Genomic DNA, 26,231 nt, shown 5'->3' on the forward strand with positions numbered 1-26,231 from the left:
TGTATGTTTGATTATTCTTTGGATTTTCACAGTATTGATTTTCGACAACATCCTGAACTCTACCGCGTGGGTAAGGGTGAACAGGGAGTACTTTTGGTAGAACCGTACAAATCAGAAATTCTTCCCTACTGGCGGTTCAAAACTCCGGAGATTGCAAGAGACTCTAGCGAAAAAATCTACCAAATCTTTTTGACATATTTGGAGCAAGATGATTTTGTTGGTGCGGATATGGCGCGGAAGTTTTTACAAATGGGGTACACGCGATCGCGCCGCTATGCTAATCATAAAAGTGGTAGAAAGTACAAAACCAATCCTCAAAAAGAATCTTCTCAAGAAGCCCAGATTCAAGCGAGAAAAGATATTTTACCCAATGAAGTAGATCCAGTGAAAGCTGAATCAGCAGCAATCTTTAAACAGAAGTGGATACAAGCAAAGACAAACGAGAAATATCTGCACCTTTTAGCCCAGCATAAAGAAATGTACGAGCGTTAACAAACAGGGTAAGCAAGCCACTTGTTTTTTAGTTTATCTTCCTTGTCTCGCTTGTCCCAACAACTGCGTGGTATGTTTGAACGCAAGCCCGTACGACCAGCGAGATTTTATTTGTATCAGGCGTTTCGTGAAATGGTATGAATTTTTAAAGGGGTACCAAGAGGCTTTCCCGCCAATTCACCCTCCGTCCTTTTCTCAGTAGCTTCTGTGGCTTTATAGTTCATGTACCGAGATAATGGTAGATCTTTAACCTCATTAGTCGTAGGTTTAGAACTAACTGGGTCTTTTTTTTCGGTAGAACCAACTATCTCGTAGTGGTCTTCCACTTCCTTGAGTTTATACTCATTTTGTTGTAAAAGTCTTTGAGTGATGACCAGAGTAAAGATAAGCAGCATAAGCTGTATCTCCCAAGGTGCTAAGACCAAACTTAGGATTATACACACTAATGCAAATATCCCCACAAAATATCCTATCTCGTCGCTACATTTTTTGAAGATGTAGCCACCAATTAAACCAGTGAAAAGTGGTATTAGGAAAAACAAAGCCATGATTTCTTACCTCTAAATTAGAAGCAGAAGTGTTTATATGTGCATGTTAGGGCTGCTGTTGGTAACAAGTGTATTTAATTTGACAAGCTACGTAATTTTAGCCATAACACACTACCCTTAACAACAGCGTATAGACACAAGATTCCGAAATCCTTATTAATTTAGCTTAACACTTTATGATGACACTGTTTAATCTATCTAACGTATTACCTTAAAAAGTAGCGTTTTCAACTGAGACCACCCGATGCTGAACATTCCTCAATTACTGGCTACTGAACTAAACCTTAAACCTTATCAGGTCCAAAACGCGCTAGAACTTTTTGCGGAGGGTGCGACAATTCCCTTTATTGCACGATACCGCAAAGAGCGTACAGGCGAAATGAATGAAGTCCAGTTACGCGAACTTGAAGATAAGTATAATTACTTAACAGAATTGGAAGAAAGGAAATCGGTGATTTTGAAGGCGATCGCCGAACAAGGTAAACTCACCGATGAACTCAAACAAAAAATTGAATCCTGTTTACAAAAAACAGAACTAGAGGATTTATATCTCCCCTACCGTCCAAAACGTCGCACTCGCGCCACCGCTGCTAGAGAAAAAGGACTCGAACCGTTTGCGGAGTTCATCAAGTCGCTGAACGTCAAAAATGGTGCTTCAGCGTCGCTGGAAGCAGAAGCGGCGAAGTATATCTCCCAGGAAAAGGGAGTCAAAACAGCAGAAGAAGCCCTCAAAGGTGCTTCTGATATCCTAGCGGAAGAAGTTGCCGAAAAAGCAGAACTGCGTGCATATGTGCGGGACTACTTGCTGGAGGAAGGGGTATTTGTCTCCCGCATCAAAGATGATCATCCAGAAGGGACAACCAAGTTTGAGATGTACCGCAATTATCAGATGCGGGTGAGAAATATTGCACCCCACAATTTGCTGGCGTTGTGTCGCGGTGAAGCCGAGGAAGTATTGAGTTTTGAAATTTCTTTTGATGAGGATGTGGTGCTTTCCTACCTGGAATCAAAAGAAATTCAAACGAAAGTCCGCGCAATTCGTGATTTTTATCAAGCGATGCTGAAGGATGCATTTAACCGCTTGATGAAAGCTTCCATAATGAGTGAAGTCATTTCTGAGAAGAAAACTCAAGCAGATATTGAGTCTATCAAGACATTTGAAGCGAATTTGCGCGAGTTGCTACTGTCAGCGCCAGCGGGGATGAAACCAACGCTGGCGATAGATCCAGGGTTTAGAACTGGCTGCAAAGTTGCTGTACTCGATCAAACCGGGAAATTTTTGGAATACCAAGCGGTATTTCCCCATCAAGCAGCCGAACAACGCCAAAAAGCTGCACAAACTCTCAGAAATTTAATTGAAAAGTACAAAATAGAGTTAATCGCCATTGGTAACGGTACAGCTTCCCGGGAGACAGATGAGTTTGTCTTGCAAGTGCTGCAAACAATCGAACGCAAACCAACTAAAGTCATGGTGAATGAGTCGGGTGCTTCTATATATTCTGCCAGCAAAGTTGCTTTGGAAGAGTTTCCCGATTTAGATATTACCGTTCGCGGTGCCATTAGTATTGGTCGCCGCTTACAAGATCCACTTGCGGAACTCGTGAAAATTGATCCCAAGTCTATCGGTGTGGGACAATACCAGCATGACGTGGATCAGAAGTTGTTGAAAAAGAAGTTGGATGACACGGTTGAAAGCTGCGTCAACTACGTCGGCGTAGACTTGAATACTGCTTCCAAGGAACTTCTCACTTTTGTCTCTGGCATTACGTCAAGCGTTGCTAATAACATTGTCGCTTATCGTAACCAGCACGGCGCGTTTAAAAATCGCCGGGAATTGAAGAAAGTCGCGAAATTGGGACCAAAGGCTTTTGAACAGGCGGCGGGTTTCTTACGTATTCGCGGTAGTGACAACCCTTTGGATAATACTGCAGTACACCCGGAGAGTTATCCAGTGGTGCAGGCGATCGCATCCGACTTGGGCGTACCATTAACTCAAATCACCCAAATTGGCGAAAAGCTGAAAAAAACTAATCTCAAGAAATATGTCACCGACACTGTAGGCGAACCGACGCTACGCGACATCCTTAGCGAATTGGAAAAGCCAGGAAGAGATCCACGGGCTGAATTTAAGTATGCCACATTCAAAGAGGGAATCAAGGAAATCTCTGACCTTAAAGAAGGGATGGAATTAGAAGGTATCGTTACGAATGTTGCCAATTTCGGCGCTTTCGTTGATATTGGTGTACATCAGGACGGTTTGGTGCATATTTCCCAACTTGCTGATAGATTTGTTGACGATCCAAAGAAAATCGTCAAGGTAGGACAAGTTGTGAAAGTGCGAGTGCTGGAAGTCAATGAGAAATTGAAGCGGATTAGTTTGTCGATGAAATCAGTCAAGCAGTAGAGATATAAGTCTCGCGCAAAGGCGCAAAAATGTAGAGACGTTGCATGCAACGTCTCTACATTGCGTTATGGTGCGAAATCACCCAAGCGGTGGAAAATAGCATTCATGTAAATCTCGTATAAAAATCACAGATGGCAGTTTATCAAGTTCGACTCATAAATTCCGCAATTGGATTGGATCGCACCATTGAAGTCCCAGATGACCAGTATATTCTTGATATCGCCCAAGAAGCTGGTATCCGTTTACCATCTGGATGCAAACAAGGGGAATGTTCTGCCTGTGTTGCCAAGATAATCAGTGGAGAAATTGACCAAAGTGAGCAAAAGTTTCTGCGTCCAAATGAAGTAGAGGCTGGCTACACTATTACCTGTGTTGCTTATCCTTTGTCGGATTGCACTTTAGAAACTCATCAAGAACAAGTCTTGTATAAATCATCGCTTTACTTTCAAGGAAATGCTGCACAATCAGAATAGTTATACAGGACATTTGTAAAGCTAAGTATAAAATGATTATAGGGTGTCGGAGTTTTGGTTAACGCACCCTAAAAATTTACCCTAAACTTTTAATATTTTCTTTATAAATGAGCTGGCACTAAACTCTTAACTTTAATTTATAACACCATACTGTTAACTATTTTAAGATACTAGCCAAATGGCATAACAAGAAATATGCCTTGTTAGAGAGGTTAAGATGCAGTACATAGTTTGAAGATAGGGGAAGGAGTTTAAAAACACATTCTCTGGGTTTTAGGAAAAAACAATGATTGGAGCATTTGTCACCGCTATAGCAACAGCTTTAAGCTTGCTAATTGTGGATTTAGTTGTTCCTGGTGTTAACATTGATAATTTCCCAGCAGCTATGATCGCTGCTTTGGCTATTGGTTTTATCAATGGTTCAGTCAAGCCAGTTCTATCGGTTCTTTCTTTGCCACTTAACTTCCTGAGCTTAGGAGCATTTTCACTGGTTGTTAACGGCATCTGTTTCTCTTTAGCAGCATTTTTCGTTCCTGGGTTCCAAGTTCACGGATTAATTGGTTTTCTTCTCGGTCCTGTTGTCCTTTCTTTTGGTAATACTTTCATTAACAAATACTTTGCTGAAAGAAATCTGGCTTTACCTGGCAGCCAAGATGCAAAGAACAAAGCAGAATTGCCATCAAGCTAAATATCAGCAGTTAGCAGTAGAGACTAAAGTATTCTTGTCTCTACTCTACGCCGAAACAAGATAACTCCTGTGGAGGAGTTTTTCATTCGGTTAATTAAAGAAAATGAAAGTGAAAACAGTTTAAGAAAGTAGCAGCAATCCCATGAAATTACTTCGTTTTATTCTTGGTTTAGTCGTGCCTCCTTTAGGCGTTTTCCTAACAGTTGGAGTTGGTCCTACTCTGTTGATTAACGTTTTACTTACGCTTCTTGGTTGGCTTCCCGGTAGTATTCATGCAATTTGGGTCATTGCCAAGCACGAAGAGAAACTGGACAGAGGGGGAGAAATATACTAACAAGAATGCACTATTGGTAGTCATCTTTCTTGAAAGTGCAACAAACAAAAGACGCTAAAAAACTGTAGAGACGCGGCATTCATGTCGCGTCTCTATTTTGCTTTCTGTAAAAACTAGGGTAGGCATTTGCCTACCCTGTCGCTGGTAGTCTATTTATTTCTTAACAGGTTCTTTATCTTTCAACCTGTCAGCCGCTGCATGGAGTAACTCCCTTAATATTTGTTTGATCTGACGCTCTTTTTTAGCGATCGCCGTACCTGCTTCGCCAAGCTTTTGGTCTACCTGCGTACTTTTTTCTTGTACCTGTGCAACTACCACTTCTGCTTGCGGACGAGCTTGGTTAAACCAGTTTTTAGCTTCGTCTAAATATCCTTGAACTTCCTCAGAACGTCCGCCATAACGTGCAGCCAAGTTAGCTTGTACGATGGCTAGCTGTGCTCGCAGTTGAGCATAGCGTTTCTTTAACAATTCTGCTTCTTCACTATTTTTGATGCCATTGATCGCCGATTCAATAGCGATTTTTGCACTAGCAGATTTTTCTTCCCTTGTGTCTTGAATTTCTGTTAAAATTCCTTCAACTTCTTGCTGAATTTTTTCTTCTTGTTCATCTAATTTAGCTTGTAGTTGCTTAACTTCAGCTTGAGTTTTAGCAATAGATTCGTGTCTTTTACTATTAACTGCTTCCAACGCTCCCTCAATGGATGCCGTCACTTCTTCTTTCACGTCACTACCTTTTTCTTGTAAGTTTTCAATGACAGTAGAGACAGCATCTTTAACAAGGGTGCGAAGTTCAGTAGAACCTTCTTTAAACTCAGAAACTACCTGAGAAAGTGCAGATTTTACAATTTCTCGAACACGTTCCGATCTGACTTGTCCGGTTTGTTTTGCTTGTTGCAGGTCGTTTTTAATTTGCTCTTTGATATTATTAGTCATCTTTAATGCTCTTTGAGATTTAACTTATAGAAATTTATCGAGAGTATGTCTCTTCTTTATCGTGACGCAATATCTTCTAACGCGGTACATCCTTTAGGTAGAATAGATAGAAAACAACTAGCTAGCTAAAGGAAAGGCAGCTGCTAGTATCCAACCAAACAATAACGCGCTGCCAATGGCATAACTCCAAGGTTCTGCAAACAAGCTGGCAACATAAGAAAAAATACTTATCACCAAGGGAAACAATGGCAGCAAAAGGTAAATGAAGCCGAGTTCTGGCAACAAGTAAAGCACCAAAATAAAACCCCCTACCAAAATCACACTTTGTCCTAGCCACCACAAAATTCGTCGTCCAACTCCAACGCCTTGTTGTGCAACTCCAGATGCCAAAAACCAAGGAAAACAAGCAAGTGACATGAGGGGAAACAACTGAAAACGTGGTGGAATCAGCCACCACTGCAACCACAGCACCTGCGCCATAGCACCAAAGGCAACCCACAATACTACAAATAGCCCTACGCCTAGCGCCATTCGTAGTGTAGGACGCGGCAAGCGAAACATGACAGCCAGCCAAACGAAACCCGCAGCACCGAACCAAATGCTCACCGCACCGCCTACCAGCAAGCCACCTAAACTGTTAATATCGCCACCACGACTTAACAATGCAAGTACACCGCTTGCAACAAATGGTGCAGCCAGTAAACCTCCCCAACTTCTTAACTGATGAACTTTCAGCTTATCTGGGGTGGGGTGCAAAACAGGCGCAACTGCACCAAGTAAAGCCAGCCATGCTAGCAAGTGCAGGAAATACCAAATCATCCGATAGTCAACATAGTTACTGCTGCGTTGCAGTCCAAACGTGGCATCAAGCCAGTTTTTGGCAGCTTGCTGGCTAGAATCGCGAAATAAAATGGTGATGTGTTCGGCGTTAGGAATGACGACAAGCGATCGCCCCCTTCCCTCAGCAAAGTTGTCATTTTCTCCTCCCGCCGTCCTCAGCAACCGCTGTGCATTGGCAACAAAGCGACCTTCCCAACTTCCAGCTTGCAACTGCAGGTTACGCGGGGCTCTTGGCGTTACATTCGCACCCGTGGGCGAAACGGCAACAGTTGCAGCAAAACGGTTGACATTCTGAATACCCGCCGACATCACCGCACCACTCCCCATAGAATGCCCTAGCAACGCCAACCGCGACGAATCTACCTCTGGTTGTTCCAAAATTGCTGCATAAGCAACATCTAGGTTTTGCTGGAGTGAACCACGTTGCAGTGGTTTGGCGTTAGCCCCATGACTGTTAAAATCCCACAGCATCACAGCATAACCTGCGTGTGCCAAAACATGGGCGTAACCCAACATCAACTGCTTGGAACCCGCATAACCGTGCGCTATGAGGACACCCGGTATCTTCTCGGCGTTGCGTGGCGCAAGGTACAGCATTGGTACTTCTTCACGCTGAAGGCTACGCACCACTAACCCAGTACGCGCTGTAATAACACCCCACCAAGAAAAGGCAATCAGCAACAGTGCGGCGATCGCCAATAATAAACGCTTGCGATTCATCTAAGTCGTAATTTTGCAGACACTGTAGATGATAATCAACAGATAGACGATCCAAATTCTACCTAGCAAAGGAGATTTAGCTATGTATAGCAATCCTAAATGATAAGCCCTAAGCCTACGCGCCCCCTTCGTGAAGCGCGTTAGCTCCTCCGTTAAGAGGCACGGGCACGCGACGCGGAGGCGCTGCGGCACGCTCTGCGCTTACGTGAAATCCTCTATTTTCTCTTTTCTTGGCGTTCTTGGTGTCTTGGCGGTTGGTTATTTTCATAAATCAAATAGAACTGCTATAGCTTGTAAATATTACTTGTTAACAGATACCTAAAAATAGAAATTTCCAACCCAAAAATACAACCTTGTCTAATATTCAAATGAATATAAAATTGAAAAAGCTACTCACAATTCTCTTACTCACATTCATTGTCTTAAATCTGAACTTCATTCCTACAGCATTAGCCGCAGATACAGCTAATGGCGAAAAAATATTTAGCGTTCAATGTGCTGGTTGTCATATTAACGGTAGCAACATTGTTAGGCGAGGGAAAAACTTGAAACTAAAAGCGCTCAAAAAGTATGGCATGGATTCCATTGAGGCAATTTCCTCGATTGTTGCTAATGGCAAAAGCAACATGTCAGCCTACAAAGACCGCCTGAGCGAACAAGAAATACAAGATGTATCTGCTTATGTTTTAGAGCAAGCTCAAAAAGGCTGGCGTTAGTTAGAATATTTGTCCATAAAACTACGAACTGTTCTACGAACGATGACAACAATCACCGCTCAACCGATATGGACCGTACCTGGACCTCGCCCTTTCCCAATTCTGGGACGCCCTGCTATGGTCTGGCGCTTTGCCACAGACTCGATAGGAGTATCGCGTTCTCTGTTTCAAACCTATGGTCCGGTGGTCTCCCTGACAGCAGGCGGGGGCACTAATTTCTACTCGCCGCTCCCCAACTGTCCTGGCACAGTGTTGACCTACGGTTCGGAATATGTTCGTCAAGTGACCAGTCAGCACGAGATTTACTACAAGTATCCCTTGTCCGGGAGGTTGTACAGCAAGCGGGATGATTCAAAGCGCACAGAACCGCTCAAGCACTTTGGCGCGGGGCTATTTGGTGTCAACAGTCTAACTCACCGGCAGCACCGCCAGCTTTTGATGCCTGCGTTTCATAAACAGCGAATCGATTCCTACCGCGAGGAGATTGTTACTATCACCCAATCGGTTCTGGAGCAATTGCCGATTAACCAGCCAACTGACATTGCTGAGGTGATGCGACTCCTCACCCTGCGGGTAGCCACCAAGACTCTGTTTGGCAGTGATATTGGTGAGGAGGGGGGTAGAACCACCAAGATTTTACAAAAAGCTTTCACTTTAGAGGGTAGTGTTGGGGTTGCTCTGTTGCCCTTTGACTTACCAGGGCTACCGTACCATCACTTACTCAATTTAATGGCGCAACTGGATGACGAAATGCGCGTCCTCATTCAGCGTAAACAAGCGAGTGGCAATGATGATGGGGACGTAGTCTCAATGTTAATCCAAGCACGGGATGCTGAGAGTGGTGTGGCGCTGACTGAGGACGAACTGCTCGGACACGTGGGTGCAATCTTTGCGGCGGGGCATGAAACCAGCGCCAATGCCCTTACGTGGACGTTATTTCTGCTTTCACAACATCCAGAGATAGCCGCCGATTTGCTTGATGAACTCCAGAGCGTGTTGCAGGGAGAAGCACCAACTGTTGAGCAGTTGCAGCAGTTACCATTGTTGGAGCGAGTTATTAAAGAGAGTATGCGGGTGTTGGCTCCTGTACCCTGGAACGGGCGTGTTACCTCGCAACCGACTGAACTTGGAGGCTACGCCTTGCCAGCTGGAACTGAGGTTTTCGTCAACATTTACCAAACCCATCATATGCCCGAAGTTTATCCAGAGCCAGAGAGATTTAACCCCAAGCGTTGGGAGGGATTTGAACCCACGATGTTTGAATACAACCCCTTTAGTGCTGGGTCACGCATCTGTATCGGAGCTGGCTTTGCGATGCTAACCATTAAGATTGTAATGGCAATGCTCCTACAAAAATACCGCCTGCAATACCTTGCGCAGCAAAGAGTTGAACGCTGTGGTTTTATTGTCATAACTCCCAAGCACGGGATGCCGATGATGGTTCACAAGCAAGACCGCCAGTTTGCTCAAGGAGTGGGTGGTGTGCGGGGGAATGTGCGCGAGATGGTGCAGTTGCCAGCATGAAACAGCCAGCGCACTCGGCATCCATGATACTCTCAAACAAGACCTAAAATTTTTGTCGTTCAATAATTGGAGGACGGCATTCCTCCCCTGCCATGCTTGACCCATGAAAGGGGATTCTGCCGTAATTTGTGATGAACCTACCCGCATCAAGCCGTCTAAAATTCACACCTGATTTAAACATTTGTCGCATCTTAAATGGAATGTGGCAAGTGTCTGGCGCGCACGGACGCATTGATCCAAAAGCCGCTATTCAAACTATGTTCAAATATGTGGATGCAGGCTTTACGACTTGGGACTTAGCAGACCATTATGGACCAGCAGAAGATTTTATTGGTGAGTTTCGCCGTCAGTTAATTGCGACTCGTGGCAAAGAGGCTTTATCTAACATTCAAGCCTTTACGAAATGGGTACCGCGTCCTGCTAGGATGACCAGAGAATTGGTTGAGGAAAACATTAATATTTCCCTCAGAAGGATGGGTGTAGAATCATTAGATTTGATGCAATTTCACTGGTGGGAATACAGAGATAAAAATTACCTTGATGCCCTCAAGTATATGGCAGAACTGCAAGCTGAGGGAAAAATCAAGCATTTAGCTTTGACTAACTTTGATACAGAACATTTGCAAATTATCACCGAGGCAGGTATCAAAATAGTTTCCAACCAAGTGCAATTTTCTCTTGTTGACCGCCGCCCTGAAGTTAATATGATTCCGTTTTGTCAACAGCATGATATAAAACTTTTCACTTACGGCACAATTTGCGGTGGTTTGTTATCAGAAAAGTACTTAGGGAAACAGGAGCCGCGAGGGTTTGACTTGACCACTGCTAGCTTAAGAAAATACAAAAATATGATAGATGGTTGGGGTGGTTGGAGACTCTTTCAAGAATTACTTTCTACCCTTAAAGAAATAGCTGACAAATACAGTGTCACTATCCCTAATGTCGCAGTACGTTATATTTTGGATCAGCCAACTGTTGCAGGTGTTATTGTTGGTGCAAGGCTGGGAGTATCCGAACACATAGAAGACAATACCAAAGTATTTAACTTCACACTGGATGCTGAAGATTTGAATCAGATAAATGCCGTATCTAGCAAGTCACGGAATTTGTATCAGTTAATCGGCGACTGCGGCGACGAATATAGGCGATGAGCCTCGTTGCTCAAACATTGAAGAAACAAGAGTCCAAAAGCCAATCTTTTTGAAAATCAAACCACAGATTAACACAGATACACACAGATAAATAACTAGTATTAATCTATGTGCATCTGTGGTTCTAATTAATCATACTTTTGCAAGAAGTCTACTGTGTATTACCTTGTGCTGCACTGTTCTTGTCGCGGCGTCCCAGCAGAGTACGAACAGCAGTCATAACTTCTGGCACTGCAAGTACTATGGACGCGAACGAGCAAAGCGTTGCCACCTGGCAGTACTCACAAAACGCTTTGTTCTCGCTCCACTCCTCACGAGCTAATTCGGCAGAGACGACGCCATCGACCAAGAGCTTGACGCCCATTGCAATTGGTAGGAGCGGATTACGCCGTGCGCGGTCTATACCACCAGCTGAAGCTAACCAAGCAGTAAGGGCGTAATTAACCACCATAATTGGTCCATCGGGTGAGTTGAATCGGCTGTAAGCGTAGTTAGACGCGTCAACGCGGTCTGCGTCGAAGGGTCCTGGCGGATCGGGTAAGTGATCAACGATCCCGGTTTGGTAGAGTGAGACGAGTTGTCCCATCGAACCGCCAAGCATAGACAAGCCGATAATCCATCGCCGACGGGTCATATCGGGGCTTTTTCCTTGACGCAGTTCCTGACTTAGTTGTGTTGGCTCCATAAAGCGCAATCCTCTATAACGTATGCGTTGACGCTCACATCAGCCATGTACGGGGCGTTCCACCGACAACCGATAGAATACACAGTATGCATCGAACGAGAGCGATGATAGCGCCCTGCACTTTAGCAGATAGATTGCTTACCATTTTCGAGAATCGGTTTGATCCGTACCACTTACGCTGGAGGTACTTCGTTGAGCGTTACCTATCAAACAGCGAATAATTTAGAAAGACTCGGCAGACGGATTATGGAGGCAGCTAACGAAACTTAAACATCTAAACTAGATGTTAAGAGCCTTGTACTCAAAAGTGCGATTGTGCAAAGCGCAGCATCTTGTTTGAAATGTCTTCTCAAAACTGTGAACTTATTTTTTGTATTTGTAATAGTTGTAATTACTCATACTTTTGTGTCCATTAATAACTAGACCTAAGACATTACTTCGGTTTATTTTTAGGCTATCTAAAGCTTCTTTCAGTGCAGAACGGTCTGTTTTGTGCATCCTAGTGACAAGCACAATACCATCAGTGGAAGGTGCGAGCAAGCTAGCATCAGCAAGGCCGACTAAGGGAGGCGTATCATAAATGACCAAATCGAAGGCTTTATGAAAATCTGCCATTAATTGCTTCATTTTTTGTGACGAGAGCAACTTTGCAGGGTCAGGTGGAATCGGTCCTGTTGTGATGACAGAGAATTCCCTTACAGAAGGTAGCTGTCTGATCACTGTCTCCACTGGTATATTTCCAGAAATGACACTACTCAATCCCCACAAGTTATTTATATTTGTTAGTGTATGAATCCGAGGTCGTCGCAAATCGGCATCCACGAGTAGTACTCGTTGTCCCATAGCAGAAGCTATCTGTGCTAAGTGGAATGCAACTGTTGACTTACCATCTCCAGCGCCAGCAGAACTAATGACTAGAGAGCGAATCGGTTGATCAGAACTGAGCAGTTGAATATTGGTATGAAGTACCCGTAAAGCTTCCAAAAATTTCAGCGATTCATACTGGTTGTAGTCTTCATTAAGTGTATCCGGACGCTCAACAACTTCAGATGACCCAGAACTGTCCTGAGAACGCAAATTTGCCAATTTTGTGCAAGATTGATCTGCAATAGTGCGGTCTTGAATTTTTGGGAGTTGCTTTTCAAATGGAATCGTGGCTAGCAGGGGTAGTTTGAGCTTGTCCTTGAAAGCATCAACCGTATGGTAAGTATTGTCAAGCTTTTCAAGGAGTAAGGCACTACCTATTCCCAAGAGCGTACTAGCAACCAATCCCAACATCAAATTACGTTGAGTGTTAGGAGACACAGGAACTTCTGGCTGAACTGGCGCTTGAACTAACTGCCAAGGAACTTGTGTCTGAGCTGCCTGAATTTGCAAAGTTTCGCGGGTAGTAAGAAAACGATTTAAACTCTCAGTTGCTACTTGTAAGTTCCGCTGTAATTCTGTGTATTGTCGTGCCAAAACTGGCAGTTGCTCTACTTTTTTCTGAAGTGTTTTTTCTGCTTGAGCAAGCGTTTGACTTTGCGATTCTAAATTCTGAATTTCGTTTGCCACTTGAGCAACTTTTATAGACCAAACTCGCTGCGCCTCCTGATGTAACAAGGGCAACAGCCTTTGCCGCTTTTCTCGCAATACTTCGATGGGTACACTACCTTCTTGGAAGCGCGTTAATTCAAAAGCTGTCTGAGCTTCTAATTGGCGAATGTTAGTGATTAACTGCTGATACACAGAAGCATCAGCCAGTGCTACTTTCGCTCCCTCTGGTCCTTGGATGCTAGCGAAATAAGTGCGAGCGATCGCTAATTGCTGATTAATAGCTAGCCGTTGCCCAGATAAACTCTGAACAAGCCCTGCAATTTGCTCTGCTTGACCTTGCGGGTCGATAAAGTCATAGTTTTGTCGGAACTTTTGCACTTGTTGTTGGATCTGATCAACCCGATTCTGTAGGGATGGCAGTTGTTTTTCGACAAATTGAATTCCTTGACGCAAATTAGTTTGTCTATCTTCTAAACTGTACTTTAAGTAAGCCTGAGCTAGTGTATCTAGTACTACTTTAATCTTAACTGGATCGTTACTTTGGTAGCGAACTTCTATAATTTTTGTTTCACCTAAACGAGTAATACTCAGAGAGTTTACAAGAGAATCATAGTTAATTTCAGGATAATAAACTTGCAACTGCTTAACAATACTTGTCATCAGTTCAGGACTTCTGAGAACCTGAATTTGAGTTTCGTAATCCAAACTGAACTTGTCTAATGTGCGCTCTATACCAGAGGCAAGCTTTGGCAGATTACTGTCATTACTATTGACAGGTTCGGCTAAAATCCGAAATTTGGCTTGATATTCTGGTTTTTGCTTTAGCGTTACACCTACAACACCAGCTAGAACAGCAGTCATGACTACTGCAATCACTAGCGATCGCCGCTTGATTACACTCAGAAATTGCAGCAAATCCCAATCATCTCTTTGTACTTCTAAAAAAGGCAAAGATTGAGTTTGAAGCACCTGAGGTAAATAGTTTTTATTCCCGTTATTCCCATTGAGAGATGAGGTTTTCACGAGAGAAATCTCCATTATGTGTTCTTGCTAGGTAAGAATCTAGGCGAAATTTGTGTAAGAGCTTGAAGAACCGTAAATTTTCACCAGAATAGGAATAGCAACTGAAGTAAAAGTTTGAAGCTTGTACACCAGTTAATATTTTGCTCGTTGCCTAGATTCAAGGCTAAAGCCATCTTTTTTTGCACAATCCTAACGCTGGCTGTAATCTTTAAGCTTCGGTAAATGCACGTATCTATACAATGAAAAAGTAAAGTGATATCAGTAAAACTGACTAAGAGCTTCACGAGTATTGTAATATTACCTAAATCACAGCACTTGTTACAAAATCTTTATACCCAAAAGTTCAAAAAAATTTCTTCATGATGTTAATTATTCCGATTTTTTTGGGCAGTCTAATACCAGCGATCGGATCAGCGATTTCCCCAGGAGTATACTACGCGTGGAATACAACCACAGGCTTAAGCAGTTAGTTCAAAGCCACCACGAAGACTTACAAGTTGGAAATTACGAATTTTTTAAAGTTGGGCAGCTCATTAAGTTGTCTGTAATTACACAGTTTTTCCCCCAGATTATGCTGCAACCGGACAGTTAATTGATGAACTAGTTAGACATTTAGACCAACAAGGGGTAGACATTGAGGTATTCACAGGTCAACCAGGTTATGCTTTTGCGACTCCTTATGCTCCAACTGTTGAACAATCTGATGGGGTGCGAATTAAGCGATCGCGTACAACCCAACTTTGCCCTGATCGGATTCGCGGTAAAGCTATCAATGGTATTCTGTTCACCTTACGTGCTGCGCTCTATCTGGTAAATGCTGCGCGTCATCGTAACGTTGTTTTATTGACCACCGCTCCCCCATTTCTGCCAATTTTGGGTTATTTGGCTCACGTTTTATTCGGGCTGAGTTACGTTTGCATACTGTATGACCTTTATCCAGATATTGCGATCGCTCTTGACGTGATACCAAAACACCACTGGTTGGGTAAATTCTGGGAGGTTCTAAATAGACAGATTTTGCGAAAAGCCAAGGGTATTGTGGTTCTCAGTCCAGCTATGAAGCGACAGGTGGCGGCGAGTTATCCGGAAGTTGCTGATAAGACTTCTGTGATTCATAGTTGGGCAGATCCTAAATCGATTGTGCCGATTGCCAAGGAAGATAATTGGTTTGCCCACCAGTACAATCTCGTAAATAAATTTACAGTCATGTACTCAGGCAACATGGGTCGCTGCCATGATACACATACAATATTGAATGCTGCCAAGTATTTACAAAAAGAGGCTATTCAGTTTGTCTGTATAGGCGGCGGAGTTAAGCGAGAAGAACTGATTGAGGAGGTCAATCGATTAGGGCTTCAGAACTTTTTGTTTCTTCCATATCAAGAAAGATATGTGCTACCTTATTCCCTCACAGCCTGTGATTTATCGCTAGTAAGCGTGGATGCAGCGATGGAAAGTCTGGTTGCTCCCAGCAAGCTTTATCCGGCTTTAGCAACTGGACGACCAGTAGCAGTGATTTGTCCAAATCATTCATACTTGAGGCAACTGATTGCAGATGCAAACTGTGGTGAGACGTTTGAGAATGCAAACAGTTACGAGCTGGCGGAGTTTATTTCGCGGCTAAGTCGCGATCAGCGTTTAGCAGAGCGTATGGGTAACTCTGCTCGTCAATATTTGCAGTCCTATTTCACACCTGAGGTTATATCTAGGCAATATTTTGAAGTATTGCGGCGGGCTATATCATAGGGTTGTTAGTCTTCCTGCACCATGGCACTTCATAAAATGCGTAAGAAGTCGTCAAGCGGAAAACATACTTTTTGAAATTAAATATCTCAATGTCGATTGAGGAGTTGGGCTTCGATGGTCTTGTTGATCTCAGTCCCTCCAACGTAACCTTCTTATTTACTTGTTAATAGGGGAGGTCGAATTGCACAGAAGGTGTGACCGAAATCGGAAACGTACAAAACGACGAGCTATTTATTGTCCTATACATGGCTGTTATCTTGACAGTGTGAGTCAAAAGTATCCATTATTTGCAGATAGCGCTGGGCAACTTCAGCAACGAGGGATAGGACGAAAAAACGCCTTAATTCTAATAGCTAGTAAAACTGCAATACCCCTTACTGGTGAGTGGTTGGAAGCTTTCTGGTGCGACCAGTGTCAAGAGAAAAAGTGGTATCACGTGCGCAAGCAAGAGAATACGTATGATTTGTCTGTAGCACCACCAGAACTTTGGCAGCAAGCAATGGGAGTGATTTATCCCCAAGGAAACCCTTCTGTAGGAGAGTTTACTCTCAGGCATGCAAGCATGGTTGGATACAAAATTGACATCTCCCCTGCCTAAAAGTCAGGGGATTCTTGGGCTGAACTCGCCTCCGTCAGGTTTCCCTTATTACAGGTCTTACAATTCATACTTGTCCGTTCGCGTAGCGTGCGCCTAAGCGCATATTGCAGTTTTTTAGGCTACAACCCACTTATGGACAACTCCCCAAGCGTTTACCCATTTCAGAGTACGTTCCCGTGTGCCCCACGGTACGCGGATTACTCCAAATTGTTTTGTCTGTTGAATCATTCACTGCTGTTTAACAGTTACTGCCCTGTTTATAGAGTTATCGGTAGCTCTTGCCCTTACTATTTTCCGATCGCTCGTGTGGCATACCGTAGCATTTTTCCTAGCCGAGCCATATTTGTCGGGCACGTGTCGGCGGTATTTCAACCTGTAGGCTATTTATATTGTCGCACGATACTGCTTTTTTGTTCCAGATTTAGAAAGCCGTCCTTCTAGGACGGGGCTTTAAACCCATTTTTTCGGTAACCGGGATTTTATCTTTGTTGGCTAAGCCAGTTATGAGTTATCAAAACACTACCGTCAAGCAAGAGTTAATCATTGAAGCAGGACGCACGGAACAACAATACTGGAAAGACTTATGGCGCTACCGGGAATTGTTCTATTTTCTGGCATGGCGAGACATTCTTGTACGTTACAAGCAGACAGTTATTGGAATGGCTTGGGCGCTCATTCGTCCGTTTTTGACAATGGTGGTGTTCACAGTCGTGTTTGGGCAGTTGGCAAAGTTGCCCTCGCAAGGTGCTCCCTACCCAATTTTGGTATTTGCAGCAATGTTACCCTGGCAATTTTTTGCTAACTCTCTGTCTGAAAGTAGTAATAGTCTTATCACTAATTCCAACCTTATATCTAAGGTATTTTTTCCTCGGTTAATTGTACCGACAAGTGCAGTTGTCGTCAGCTTTGTGGATTTTTTGGTTTCAGGAATGATTCTACTGGGGTTGATGGCGTGGTACAACTTTGTCCCGAGCTGGCGCATTTTGACACTGCCATTATTTACTGGGGTTGCTTTTGCTGCTTCGATAGGAGCAGGGTTATGGTTGGCTTCTTTGAATGTTCAGTATCGGGATTTCCGCTACATCGTGCCGTTTATTGTGCAGTTCGGTCTGTATATCTCGCCAGTAGGCTTCAGCAGCAGCGTTGTTCCAGAAAAGTGGCGGTTGCTTTATTCCTTAAACCCGATGGTAGGAGTGATTGATGGCTTCCGTTGGGCGATTTTAGGAGGAGAGTCTTATTTGTATCTACCAGGCTTTGTTCTGTCTTTAGGACTGGTCGCCTTACTTTTCTTCAGTGGGATTTGGTATTTCCGCAAGATGGAACGCCAGTTTGCTGATGTGATTTAGCAGGTCGTTTAGATGAGTAAATTCAATACAAATCCAGGTAGCAATCTATCGCATTAGTTTTAATTGGTTTATGTATCATCAAAACCCTGTACGAACGCTCGGAACCGAAAGTTCTACAACTTGGCAAAATGAATGACATGAATCAGTAGTCACCTTATTAACCAAGCACAATCACAACAAATAAAACTGAAGAGTAAATGTCTGACACTGTTATCCGAGTTGAAAATTTAGGCAAGAAATACACTATTGATCACCAGCAGCAAGAGCAGTACATAGCACTGCGAGATGTGATTACTCATCGCGCAAAATCTCTGCTGACAACACTCAATCCTGTAACTCAAAACTCGAAAAAGCGAGCTAAGAATTTTTCTGAGGAATTTTGGGCATTGAAAGATGTGTCATTTGAGATCAAGCAGGGCGATAGAGTAGGCATTATTGGCCGTAATGGTGCAGGGAAATCCACACTACTCAAGATTCTCAGCCGAATTACAGAACCAACCACAGGACAAATTCGCATTAAGGGTCGAGTTGCCAGTTTATTGGAAGTGGGAACAGGGTTTCATCCAGAGCTGACAGGTAGAGAAAATATATATCTCAACGGTGCAATTTTGGGGATGAGCAAGGCAGAAATTAAGAAGAAATTTGATGAGATTGTTGCCTTTGCGGAGGTGGAGAAGTTTTTAGATACGCCAGTCAAGCGGTATTCATCAGGAATGTATGTTCGTTTGGCGTTTGCGGTGGCGGCACATTTAGAGCCAGAAATTTTGATTGTAGATGAAGTGCTAGCAGTAGGAGATGCTCAGTTTCAGAAGAAGTGTTTAGGAAAGATGGAGGAGGTAGGAAAAGAAGGAAGAACAGTTTTATTTGTCAGTCACAATATGGGAGTCGTTCAAACGCTCTGTACGCGTGGAATTTTATTAAGATACGGAACTGTTGTCTCTGACGAAACTGCATATGAAGCAGTTAGTACTTATCTGCAAACTCTTGAAAAATCTGGTTCACAAAACCTTTTAGAACGGACAGAGCGAAAAGGAAAAGGAGAAATTCGCCTAAGTAAAGTCGAGGTTTTTAATGATGCAGACTGGACATCGACAACTATAGCAACAGGACGCCCTGCCTATTTCGTCTTTCATGTTACTAAAGCACGACCAGGAATGTCATGCATTTTTACTCTCTATGATCAGTACGGGCAGCCAGTAACAAACTTTAATAGTTCTGTCCGTAGCTATCAAGATACTGGCAACCTAGACACAACTACGAAGTTAGTTTGCGAAATTGATGAGATATTGTTGATTCCTGGCATATACAGAATGAATGTTGCAATTATGAGCAATGGTGAACTACAAGACCATATTGAGGGAGCTTTTAGCTTAGAGGTTGAGGAAGGACCACTCAGAGGACGTCCAGTCATAGCAACCGGATATGGCAGCATTGTTATGCCACATCGGTGGAGTTCGCCTGTAGCTGTACCACATTAAGAGAAATGGATTGCTGCCACCTCAATATCTTTAACTGAATTGTTAACCATAGCAAAACGTTGCAGAAAATCATTATTTACTAATCTGAAAAACCATGAAAATTTGCCTACTTGATCCAGGTATTGAAAACAATCTTGGCGTTCCAAGCTCAAATTTAGGAGATTTAATTATTCAGGACGCAGTTGAAAGAGAATTAGATAAAATTTTTGGAATAAAAAATCTTATTAAATTTTCCACTCATAGTGCTTTAACAAAAAAAGAAATTGACTTTATTCGTCATGAGTGTTTATTAATTATTGTTGGTGGAACAAATTTGCTTTCGTCTAATATGAATGAATATAGACAGTGGAAAATAGGACTTAAAACAGCATTTCAATTAAAGAAGACTATCCTTTTAGGAGTTGGTTGGTGGCAGTATCAAGATTCTCCAAATTTATATACACGAATTCTTTTACAGACGACTCTATCTAGAAAAGGCATACACTCTGTAAGAGATAGCTATACTAGGGACAAACTTCCGCAAATGGGTATCAAAAATGTCTTAAATACTGGGTGTCCAACTATGTGGCCGCTGGCGGAAATGCACCCTGGACATTTTCCTATTGCTAAATCAGACAATGTACTATTAATGCTGACTGACTATAACAAAAACGTTGAATTAGATAAAAAGCTCCTAGAATTATTGTTCTCTAAATATGAAAGGATCTATTTCTGGCCTCAAGGAAGGTATGACGCAGAATATATATCTGAACTTCAATCTGCTCTAAATATTCCAGTCACTATACTAGAGGAGTCTTTAGCAGCTTTGGATGAATTTATTCATTCTGGAATCTCTTTTGATTACGTTGGTACTAGGCTTCATGGTGGAATCAGATGTCTTTGCTCTAAGAAGAGGTCTTTAATCTTAGAAATAGATAACCGTGCCAAGGAAATAGCTCGAGATACTCAACTACCAACAATAGATAGAGCAAATTTGGAATATATTAGTCAATGGATTGATGGAAGTTCATCTCCTAAAATAAGGCTAGATTTAACTGCCATCGATAAGTGGAAAAGTCAGTTTTCTCATTTAAGAAAGATAGATAGTCATGTGGAGCATTGTTTGGCAATTCATTAAAAAACGCAACTGGATGACACAGTTTACAAACCCGAATTCATGTTGATAGAAGCTATCATGCCAGCACAATGAACGTTTTACACATCAACCAATCTGATATTTCTGGTGGAGCAGCGATCGCCGGCTATAGACTGCATCAAGGTTTGCTGGCTCAAGGCATTGACTCTCGGTTATTAGTGGGTCAAGTTGAAACTACTAGCGATCGCGTAGCCTTGTTGCAGCGCAATAAACGGATTGAAAAACCACTCTGGAGTGTAGCTTGGCGTCTTGGGTTTAACTACCTTAACCATATCAATAGCTTTGATATTCCGAAACACAGTTTCTACAAGAATGCAAATATCCTTAACTTTCACAATCTGCATAATGATTACTTCAATTATCTGGCGATTCCAGCATTAACTGAAAACAAACCAGCAGTTTTTACGCTTCACGATATGTGGAGTTTTACAGGTCACTGCGCCTATAGCTATGACTGCGATCGCTGGAAAACTGGCTGCGGTCAGTGTCCTTACCCAGAGGCGTACCCCGCTGTTCCTAAAGACAACACTCGTCTGGAGTGGAGGCTGAAAAATTGGGTTTACAGCAAAGCCAATTTAACAATTGTGACACTGAGTCAATGGCTGACTCAACAGGTTAAACAAAGTATTCTTAACCGCTTCCCCATTCATTACATCCCTAATGGTATTGACACACAAGCATATCAACCCCTTGACCCTGAACAGTGCCGTTCGTTGCTTAATATTCCAATAGGGAAAAAGGTTTTGATGTTTGGAGCGGAAAGTCTAACAAATACCCGTAAGGGAGGTGATTTACTACTGAAAGCCTTGCAAAACTTACCCCCATCCCTGAAGATTGAAACTGTGCTTTTAACTATAGGTCGTCGTGGCGAGGCAATTTCTGAGGCAGTAGGGATGACTACCGTAAATCTTGGTTACGTCAGCAGCGATCGCCTGAAATCTATCGCTTATTCTGCTGCTGACTTGGTTATTTTTCCGACTCGCGCCGATAATCTCCCCTTAGTGCTACAGGAAAGTATGGCTTGTGGGACTCCTATGGTTTCATTCAAAATTGGTGGCGTCCCTGATTTGGTGCGTCCAGATGTCACTGGCTACTTAGCTACAGCAGAGGATGCTGATGATTTTTGTCATGGGATTGTGCAGTTGTTGGAGGATGATAATTTGCGCTCTAGCATGAGTCAAAATTGTCGGGCGATCGCTCTTGCTGAATACCCTATAGAACTCCAGGCACAGCGATATATCGAAGTTTATCAGCAGGTATTAAACAGACAAACTAGGAGCGAGCAGAAAGTGTCTGCCTAGTAATCTACCACACTAATTTTGAAGGCTTGTAGTGAGGGCTGAAGCCCTTTCCAAAGCACTAAAGTGCTTACTACAAACTTATCAAAGTTGCCTTGACAAACTACTATAGCAGTCCTATTTGAGTTGTAAAAATTATCAACCGCCAAGACGAGCCAGCGCGGCAGGAGGGTTTCCCTCCGCAGGCGACTGGCGTCGCCAAGAGCGCTAAGAAAAGAGAGAACAGAGAATTTTACGAATGATTTAGGATTGCTATAAGAGGATTTTTTTTTACCCTTACTGTTCATCAATGTTCTTCAAGTTCTGACTTCAACAACTAAAAAACGTACATAAAAAGTACTCAATCTTTAACAAGTTCACCTATTATGCCACTCATCACTAGAACACTCACGTTAGCTGACTTACCCTCACCCCCACCTGGTAAAACTGGTTGGCCCTGGACAGAGCAAACTCCTCCCTTATCGCAGCGGATACCTGGTGATTTTGAGTATCCTCGCATCAGCATAGTGACGCCGAATTACAACTATGGTCACTTCCTTGAGGAAACCATTCGTTCAGTGTTGCTTCAAGGTTATCCGAATTTGGAATACATTATTATCGATGCCGGTTCAACTGATAACTCATTAAAAATTATCGAAAAGTATGCACCATGGCTTGCCTACTATGTGAGCGAGAAAGATAGGGGACAGTCAGATGCTATAAACAAAGGTTTTCATAAAGCCACAGGAAAGATTTACGCTTGGCTTAACTCTGATGATATTTTTTGTCCAAACACTCTTCAGGAAGTTGGGCGATTTTGGCGTAACAATCCCAATTGTCATTTCCTTACTGGAGATGGATATTTGATGAATGCTAACGAAGAAGGCGTAGAAAGTTGGAGATATTACGTCAAGGGAGAAAGATATTCATTTCAAGATTTACTTCAATATCATCATGACAAATATTTACCGCAACCTTCTGTATTTTTTAGTCAAGATGTTTTCAATCAATTACATGGCTTAGATCTTTCATTATCATACACAATGGACTTAGATTTTTGGCTGCGTACAAGAATGATATACCCGCTTCACTACATACCAAAGTGTTTCTCAGAAATGAGACATCATGATGATGCTAAGACTTGTAAGGATAATGTCATTGCTATGGCAGAAGCCAGGAATGTTATGAAAAAATATTATCAACATCTCAACCCATATACCAAGCTTAAAAATAGATTAAGCTTGAGAGTATTTTATGCTTATGCTATGCTAAAACATGGAAGATTTGAATATTCAAATGGAAATAAGCTGGAAGCAATTAAGTGGTTGATGAAAGCAGTCTTTTTTTGCCCTCCCATTCTTTGCCTTACTAGGACTTGGAAATTCATTATTAAACTCATGCTTCCCACAGAAATCATTAAAGAATTGTTTTTGAGACAAGAAAATTATCAGAGTTGACGCTCAAAGTTGATGTCTTCGCTCGAGTACGTCCAGATATCATTGGCTACTGGGCGAGGACTTCCAAGCCACTACAAAATTTTAGCTAAAACTGATTGTTCTAGAGAGTTATTTGAGTATTGTTCATAATTACCACTAAAAATTGATTTGTAAAGTAAACCTTAAATTATAGGGTGCTGTTAAAGCCAGAATACGGCATCAACAAATGTGATGCGTTATGGCAAGTTCTCACTCTCTCAAACTTTCAAATTCTTACATAGCCGTAACACACCCTACTTAATATTTACTTTAGAGACAATCTCTAAAAGTCTCTATGTCTTTTTAAAACTTTTATTGATATTTTTAGAAGGTAGAAAGCTCAGAGTAAAAATAAGTTGTAGTAGAGGCAAAACGTCATGCAAAACATAATTATTATTGTCTGAGTACTAGCAGTAAAGTTAGACAAAAAAATGGATATAAAGAAATTAGCTCGTTCTTTTAAAAGAATATTCGCAAATTTTCTTCGCACTTTTCCAATCAGTTCAGAAGTGTTAGGTCCTCCCAAAAACTTTTATAAAACTACATGGAATTGGGTGTATAATTCTAAGTAGGCAACAACAAAGACCAAGGTAGTATTGTTAGTATCTACCCAAAGTATAATTTTTCTAGATGTCCTCCTAAAACAATAGAAGAGCAGGTTCACTGGCAATTTGAGATAGAGTATCAACATGAATCACCAGAAACGTTTGTTACTGTAATACCAGAAGGTCGTGTCTGGGGTAACAATGCTACTGTCATAGCTCCTGATGATAAATTTTTGGCGGATTTATCTATGGAATTTGGCAGTAGTGAAAGTCAGCATTCAATACTAAGACAGTGGCGACTACCGTACGTCCACTATGTAAATGGAACAGTTGCTGTTTTATCTGCAGTAGGAGGTGACAGATACTTTCACTGGATGTTTGATGTTTTACCACGCATTCATCTATTGAAATGTGCAGGAGTGGACAAAGATTGTGTAGACAAATTTTGTGTCAATGGTCTTGATTATCCATTTCAAAGAGAGACACTGTCAGTTCTAGGCATTCCAGAGGAAAAGATTATAGAAAGCTGCAAACTTCCTCATATTAAAGCTAAAAAGCTAATAGTACCTTCTTTACCGGGAAATACAGGACATATGCCTAATTGGGCTTGTGAATTTCTAAAGAAAGAATTTTTGAGGAGTAACATTCCTGTCACCAAAGTCGGTAAAAGAGAGTTTATCTATATAAGTCGTGCAAACGCAAGTTATCGTAGAGTACTCAATGAACCTGATGTAGTCAAATTTCTACAGAAATTTGGCTTTAGGGTGGTGGCTTTGGAGTTAATATCGGTAGCTGAACAAGCCTTACTATTATCTTCCGCTTCTGTGATCGTCGCTCCTCATGGTGCTGGCTTGTCTAATCTTGTATTTTGTCAACCGGGTACTAAGGTTGTAGAGCTATTTTCGCCAAACTATGTGAATGTTTGTTTCTGGGCATGCAGTGATCAAGTAGGACTTGATTATTACTACCTGATTGGACAGGGTCAGAGACCAAATGAATATATAGACCCTCATGCAGTGCGTGAAGATATCTTAGTAAATATTAATTCATTAGCTGAATTGATGAAATGTGCTGGAATCATTAGTTTTTGAGGGTTAAACATTATACTGCAGGTATTTTACTAGCAAATGAAACTAGAAAACTAGCAAACCTGGCTTTTTTGGCTCTGATGCTTCCGCAAGATTAGAGTTTACCTTTACAGACATCATTTAAGTGAATAGCAAATGTCTGATACTGTTATCCGAGTTGAAAATTTAGGTAAGAAATACATTATTGGTCACCAGCAACAAGAGGGCTACACTGCACTGCGGGATGTGATTGCCAATGGAGCAAAATCTTTGTTCACAACTCTCAATCCTCTAATCCAAAAATCAAAAAATGAAGCTAATAAATCTCGTGAAGAGTTTTGGGCATTGAAGGATGTATCGTTTGAGATCAAGCAAGGCGATAGAGTTGGCATTATTGGTCGCAATGGTGCAGGAAAATCTACACTACTGAAGATTGTGAGCCGGATTACAGAACCAACTACAGGACGAATCAGCATTAAGGGTCGAGTTGCCAGTTTGTTGGAAGTAGGCACAGGGTTTCATCCAGAGTTGACAGGAAGGGAAAATATCTATCTCAATGGTGCAATTCTGGGAATGAGCAAGGCGGAGATTAAGAAGAAGTTTGATGAAATTGTTGATTTTGCAGAGGTTGAGAAGTTTTTAGATACGCCAGTTAAACGTTATTCCTCTGGTATGTATGTGCGGCTTGCTTTTGCGGTTGCTGCTCACTTGGAGCCAGAAATTTTAATTGTAGATGAGGTATTAGCAGTAGGAGATACTCAGTTTCAGAAAAAATGCTTGGGTAAGATGCAGAATGTAGCTTCTGAAGGAAGGACAGTTATTTTTGTTAGTCATCAAATGGCAGCTATTAATAATTTATGTTCATCATGCATAATGCTTCAAAAGGCTGAACTAATTTTTGATGGCAAAACTGAATATGCAATCCAAAAATATTTAAAATCAGGAATTGAAATTCAAGATAATAGTAAAGGAAATTTACAAGCTTTTCGTCCCTCTTGGGCAAAAGATTTGATAACCTCTGCACGGCTTTTAGACTTAAATGGTAAAGAACAAAGTAGCTTTCCGCTAGGTTCAGATATAACCTTTGAAATGACTTTTGCTACAGAAGATGTAACTAAGTTAAAAGCACCTGTAATGGGTGTTGTCATTAATCATGCAACTTTCGGAACCATTGGAGGAGTGAACACTCGTATGACAGGTTTTGAACCTGATAATGGTTCTTATGCTTCTGCTACAATGCGTTGCACACTAAAACAAACTTCATTTTTACAGGGAGATTATACAGTAGATATTTGGTTAGGCGATGGTCCTATTGATGTTGATACTCTAACTGGTTACTTGAGCTTTCGTATAGAAGAGACAGATGTGTATGGTACTGGTCGGACTCCATTCGCCGATCTGGGGGTTATCTTTCTTGAACCCACATGGAAAGTTATTCCGCACTAAATAGTAATAATGATTAGTAGAGAAGCATACTCTATGTACGACTTGAATTAG

Annotated in this window: 21 protein-coding genes and 1 pseudogene; 17 read left to right on the forward strand and 5 right to left on the reverse strand. The window is 42.0% G+C overall.

Translation table 11 applies throughout. From position 1 onward, the window contains the following. Positions 1-3 precede the first annotated feature (3 nt). A complete protein-coding gene (locus tag V5G28_RS30095; protein ID WP_096565706.1) occupies positions 4-492 on the forward strand; it encodes a DUF4385 domain-containing protein in 489 nt (162 codons plus the stop codon). 116 nt (positions 493-608) lie between these two features. Here V5G28_RS30095 and V5G28_RS30100 read toward each other — a convergent pair whose 3' ends face one another. After that, positions 609-1,040 carry a DUF4278 domain-containing protein gene (locus V5G28_RS30100; RefSeq protein WP_332987069.1) on the reverse strand — a complete coding sequence of 144 codons (432 nt, stop codon included), beginning with the start codon at positions 1,038-1,040 and terminating at the stop codon, positions 609-611. A 244-nt stretch (positions 1,041-1,284) separates the two neighbouring features. Here V5G28_RS30100 and V5G28_RS30105 point away from each other — a divergent pair, with 244 nt between their 5' ends. The 4 genes from V5G28_RS30105 to V5G28_RS30120 all read left to right on the forward strand — a co-directional run bounded on the left by V5G28_RS30105 (position 1,285) and on the right by V5G28_RS30120 (position 4,939). Beyond that, on the forward strand, positions 1,285-3,444 hold the full coding sequence (locus V5G28_RS30105; RefSeq protein WP_332987070.1) for a Tex family protein: 2,160 nt from the start codon (positions 1,285-1,287) through the stop codon (positions 3,442-3,444). A gap of 131 nt (positions 3,445-3,575) precedes the next feature. After that, on the forward strand, positions 3,576-3,917 hold the full coding sequence (locus V5G28_RS30110) for a 2Fe-2S iron-sulfur cluster-binding protein (protein WP_332987071.1): 342 nt from the start codon (positions 3,576-3,578) through the stop codon (positions 3,915-3,917). A gap of 286 nt (positions 3,918-4,203) precedes the next feature. Further along, positions 4,204-4,605 (forward strand): phage holin family protein, encoded by a 402-nt coding sequence (locus V5G28_RS30115; protein WP_096565712.1) that lies wholly within the window; start codon positions 4,204-4,206, stop codon positions 4,603-4,605. Between the two features lie 142 nt (positions 4,606-4,747). Continuing rightward, on the forward strand, positions 4,748-4,939 hold the full coding sequence (locus tag V5G28_RS30120) for a YqaE/Pmp3 family membrane protein (protein WP_096565714.1): 192 nt from the start codon (positions 4,748-4,750) through the stop codon (positions 4,937-4,939). Between the two features lie 153 nt (positions 4,940-5,092). On the opposite strand, the gene V5G28_RS30125 is transcribed toward V5G28_RS30120, so the two are convergent. Further along, positions 5,093-5,872 (reverse strand): histidine kinase, encoded by a 780-nt coding sequence (locus tag V5G28_RS30125; RefSeq protein ID WP_332987072.1) that lies wholly within the window; start codon positions 5,870-5,872, stop codon positions 5,093-5,095. A gap of 117 nt (positions 5,873-5,989) precedes the next feature. Beyond that, on the reverse strand, positions 5,990-7,432 hold the full coding sequence (locus V5G28_RS30130) for a serine aminopeptidase domain-containing protein (protein ID WP_332987073.1): 1,443 nt from the start codon (positions 7,430-7,432) through the stop codon (positions 5,990-5,992). Between the two features lie 368 nt (positions 7,433-7,800). Here V5G28_RS30130 and petJ point away from each other — a divergent pair, with 368 nt between their 5' ends. The 3 genes from petJ (at position 7,801) to V5G28_RS30145 (ending at position 10,823) form a co-directional block, all read left to right on the forward strand. Next, on the forward strand, positions 7,801-8,148 hold the full coding sequence (gene petJ, locus V5G28_RS30135) for a cytochrome c6 PetJ (protein ID WP_332987257.1): 348 nt from the start codon (positions 7,801-7,803) through the stop codon (positions 8,146-8,148). 42 nt (positions 8,149-8,190) lie between these two features. Beyond that, complete coding sequence (locus tag V5G28_RS30140) at positions 8,191-9,672, forward strand: cytochrome P450 (RefSeq protein WP_332987074.1); 1,482 nt, start codon at positions 8,191-8,193, stop codon at positions 9,670-9,672. Between the two features lie 131 nt (positions 9,673-9,803). After that, the gene (locus V5G28_RS30145) at positions 9,804-10,823 is read left to right on the forward strand and encodes an aldo/keto reductase (protein ID WP_332987258.1); all 1,020 of its coding nucleotides are present in this window, start codon (positions 9,804-9,806) and stop codon (positions 10,821-10,823) included. A 151-nt stretch (positions 10,824-10,974) separates the two neighbouring features. Here the strand turns inward: V5G28_RS30145 and V5G28_RS30150 are convergent, their stop codons facing one another. Beyond that, on the reverse strand, positions 10,975-11,508 hold the full coding sequence (locus V5G28_RS30150; RefSeq protein WP_332987075.1) for a vitamin K epoxide reductase family protein: 534 nt from the start codon (positions 11,506-11,508) through the stop codon (positions 10,975-10,977). Between the two features lie 363 nt (positions 11,509-11,871). Then, the gene (locus V5G28_RS30155; protein ID WP_332987076.1) at positions 11,872-14,082 is read right to left on the reverse strand and encodes a GumC family protein; all 2,211 of its coding nucleotides are present in this window, start codon (positions 14,080-14,082) and stop codon (positions 11,872-11,874) included. A gap of 424 nt (positions 14,083-14,506) precedes the next feature. Between V5G28_RS30155 and V5G28_RS30160 the strand changes: the two are divergent. The 9 genes and pseudogenes from V5G28_RS30160 (at position 14,507) to V5G28_RS30200 (ending at position 26,180) form a co-directional block, all read left to right on the forward strand. Then, positions 14,507-15,813 (forward strand): annotated as a pseudogene (locus V5G28_RS30160) (glycosyltransferase family 4 protein). A gap of 181 nt (positions 15,814-15,994) precedes the next feature. Next, a complete protein-coding gene (locus V5G28_RS30165) occupies positions 15,995-16,411 on the forward strand; it encodes a hypothetical protein (protein ID WP_332987078.1) in 417 nt (138 codons plus the stop codon). Positions 16,412-16,914: 503 nt separating this feature from the next. Continuing rightward, positions 16,915-17,757: an ABC transporter permease gene (locus tag V5G28_RS30170; RefSeq protein ID WP_332987079.1), complete on the forward strand. Its 843-nt coding sequence runs from the start codon at positions 16,915-16,917 to the stop codon at positions 17,755-17,757. A 197-nt stretch (positions 17,758-17,954) separates the two neighbouring features. After that, positions 17,955-19,235 (forward strand): ABC transporter ATP-binding protein, encoded by a 1,281-nt coding sequence (locus V5G28_RS30175; RefSeq protein WP_332987080.1) that lies wholly within the window; start codon positions 17,955-17,957, stop codon positions 19,233-19,235. Positions 19,236-19,329: 94 nt separating this feature from the next. Next, entirely contained in the window at positions 19,330-20,352 is a 1,023-nt protein-coding gene (locus V5G28_RS30180; protein WP_332987081.1) for a polysaccharide pyruvyl transferase family protein, read from the forward strand. 68 nt (positions 20,353-20,420) lie between these two features. Continuing rightward, positions 20,421-21,671, forward strand: a complete 1,251-nt coding sequence (locus tag V5G28_RS30185; RefSeq protein ID WP_332987082.1) for a glycosyltransferase family 4 protein — start codon at positions 20,421-20,423, stop codon at positions 21,669-21,671. A gap of 362 nt (positions 21,672-22,033) precedes the next feature. After that, a complete protein-coding gene (locus V5G28_RS30190) occupies positions 22,034-23,104 on the forward strand; it encodes a glycosyltransferase family 2 protein (protein ID WP_332987083.1) in 1,071 nt (356 codons plus the stop codon). A 796-nt stretch (positions 23,105-23,900) separates the two neighbouring features. After that, positions 23,901-24,758, forward strand: a complete 858-nt coding sequence (locus V5G28_RS30195) for a glycosyltransferase family 61 protein (RefSeq protein WP_336231479.1) — start codon at positions 23,901-23,903, stop codon at positions 24,756-24,758. A gap of 132 nt (positions 24,759-24,890) precedes the next feature. Further along, positions 24,891-26,180, forward strand: a complete 1,290-nt coding sequence (locus V5G28_RS30200; protein WP_332987085.1) for an ABC transporter ATP-binding protein — start codon at positions 24,891-24,893, stop codon at positions 26,178-26,180. Positions 26,181-26,231 lie beyond the last annotated feature (51 nt).

This window comes from Scytonema sp. PRP1 (assembly GCF_036697665.2).
GTDB lineage: Bacteria > Cyanobacteriota > Cyanobacteriia > Cyanobacteriales > Nostocaceae > Kalymmatonema > Kalymmatonema gypsitolerans.

Coding starts and splice junctions, on each gene's coding strand:
- V5G28_RS30145 (WP_332987258.1), top strand. CDS start 9,804: ATGAACCTACCCGCATCAAGCCGTCTAAAATTCACACCTGATTTAAAC.
- V5G28_RS30155 (WP_332987076.1), bottom strand. CDS start 14,082: ATGGAGATTTCTCTCGTGAAAACCTCATCTCTCAATGGGAATAACGGG.
- petJ (WP_332987257.1), top strand. CDS start 7,801: ATGAATATAAAATTGAAAAAGCTACTCACAATTCTCTTACTCACATTC.
- V5G28_RS30150 (WP_332987075.1), bottom strand. CDS start 11,508: ATGGAGCCAACACAACTAAGTCAGGAACTGCGTCAAGGAAAAAGCCCC.
- V5G28_RS30190 (WP_332987083.1), top strand. CDS start 22,034: ATGCCACTCATCACTAGAACACTCACGTTAGCTGACTTACCCTCACCC.
- V5G28_RS30100 (WP_332987069.1), bottom strand. CDS start 1,040: ATGGCTTTGTTTTTCCTAATACCACTTTTCACTGGTTTAATTGGTGGC.
- V5G28_RS30115 (WP_096565712.1), top strand. CDS start 4,204: ATGATTGGAGCATTTGTCACCGCTATAGCAACAGCTTTAAGCTTGCTA.
- V5G28_RS30120 (WP_096565714.1), top strand. CDS start 4,748: ATGAAATTACTTCGTTTTATTCTTGGTTTAGTCGTGCCTCCTTTAGGC.
- V5G28_RS30130 (WP_332987073.1), bottom strand. CDS start 7,432: ATGAATCGCAAGCGTTTATTATTGGCGATCGCCGCACTGTTGCTGATT.
- V5G28_RS30105 (WP_332987070.1), top strand. CDS start 1,285: ATGCTGAACATTCCTCAATTACTGGCTACTGAACTAAACCTTAAACCT.
- V5G28_RS30095 (WP_096565706.1), top strand. CDS start 4: ATGTTTGATTATTCTTTGGATTTTCACAGTATTGATTTTCGACAACAT.
- V5G28_RS30170 (WP_332987079.1), top strand. CDS start 16,915: ATGAGTTATCAAAACACTACCGTCAAGCAAGAGTTAATCATTGAAGCA.
- V5G28_RS30175 (WP_332987080.1), top strand. CDS start 17,955: ATGTCTGACACTGTTATCCGAGTTGAAAATTTAGGCAAGAAATACACT.
- V5G28_RS30200 (WP_332987085.1), top strand. CDS start 24,891: ATGTCTGATACTGTTATCCGAGTTGAAAATTTAGGTAAGAAATACATT.
- V5G28_RS30185 (WP_332987082.1), top strand. CDS start 20,421: ATGAACGTTTTACACATCAACCAATCTGATATTTCTGGTGGAGCAGCG.
- V5G28_RS30140 (WP_332987074.1), top strand. CDS start 8,191: ATGACAACAATCACCGCTCAACCGATATGGACCGTACCTGGACCTCGC.
- V5G28_RS30110 (WP_332987071.1), top strand. CDS start 3,576: ATGGCAGTTTATCAAGTTCGACTCATAAATTCCGCAATTGGATTGGAT.
- V5G28_RS30125 (WP_332987072.1), bottom strand. CDS start 5,872: ATGACTAATAATATCAAAGAGCAAATTAAAAACGACCTGCAACAAGCA.
- V5G28_RS30180 (WP_332987081.1), top strand. CDS start 19,330: ATGAAAATTTGCCTACTTGATCCAGGTATTGAAAACAATCTTGGCGTT.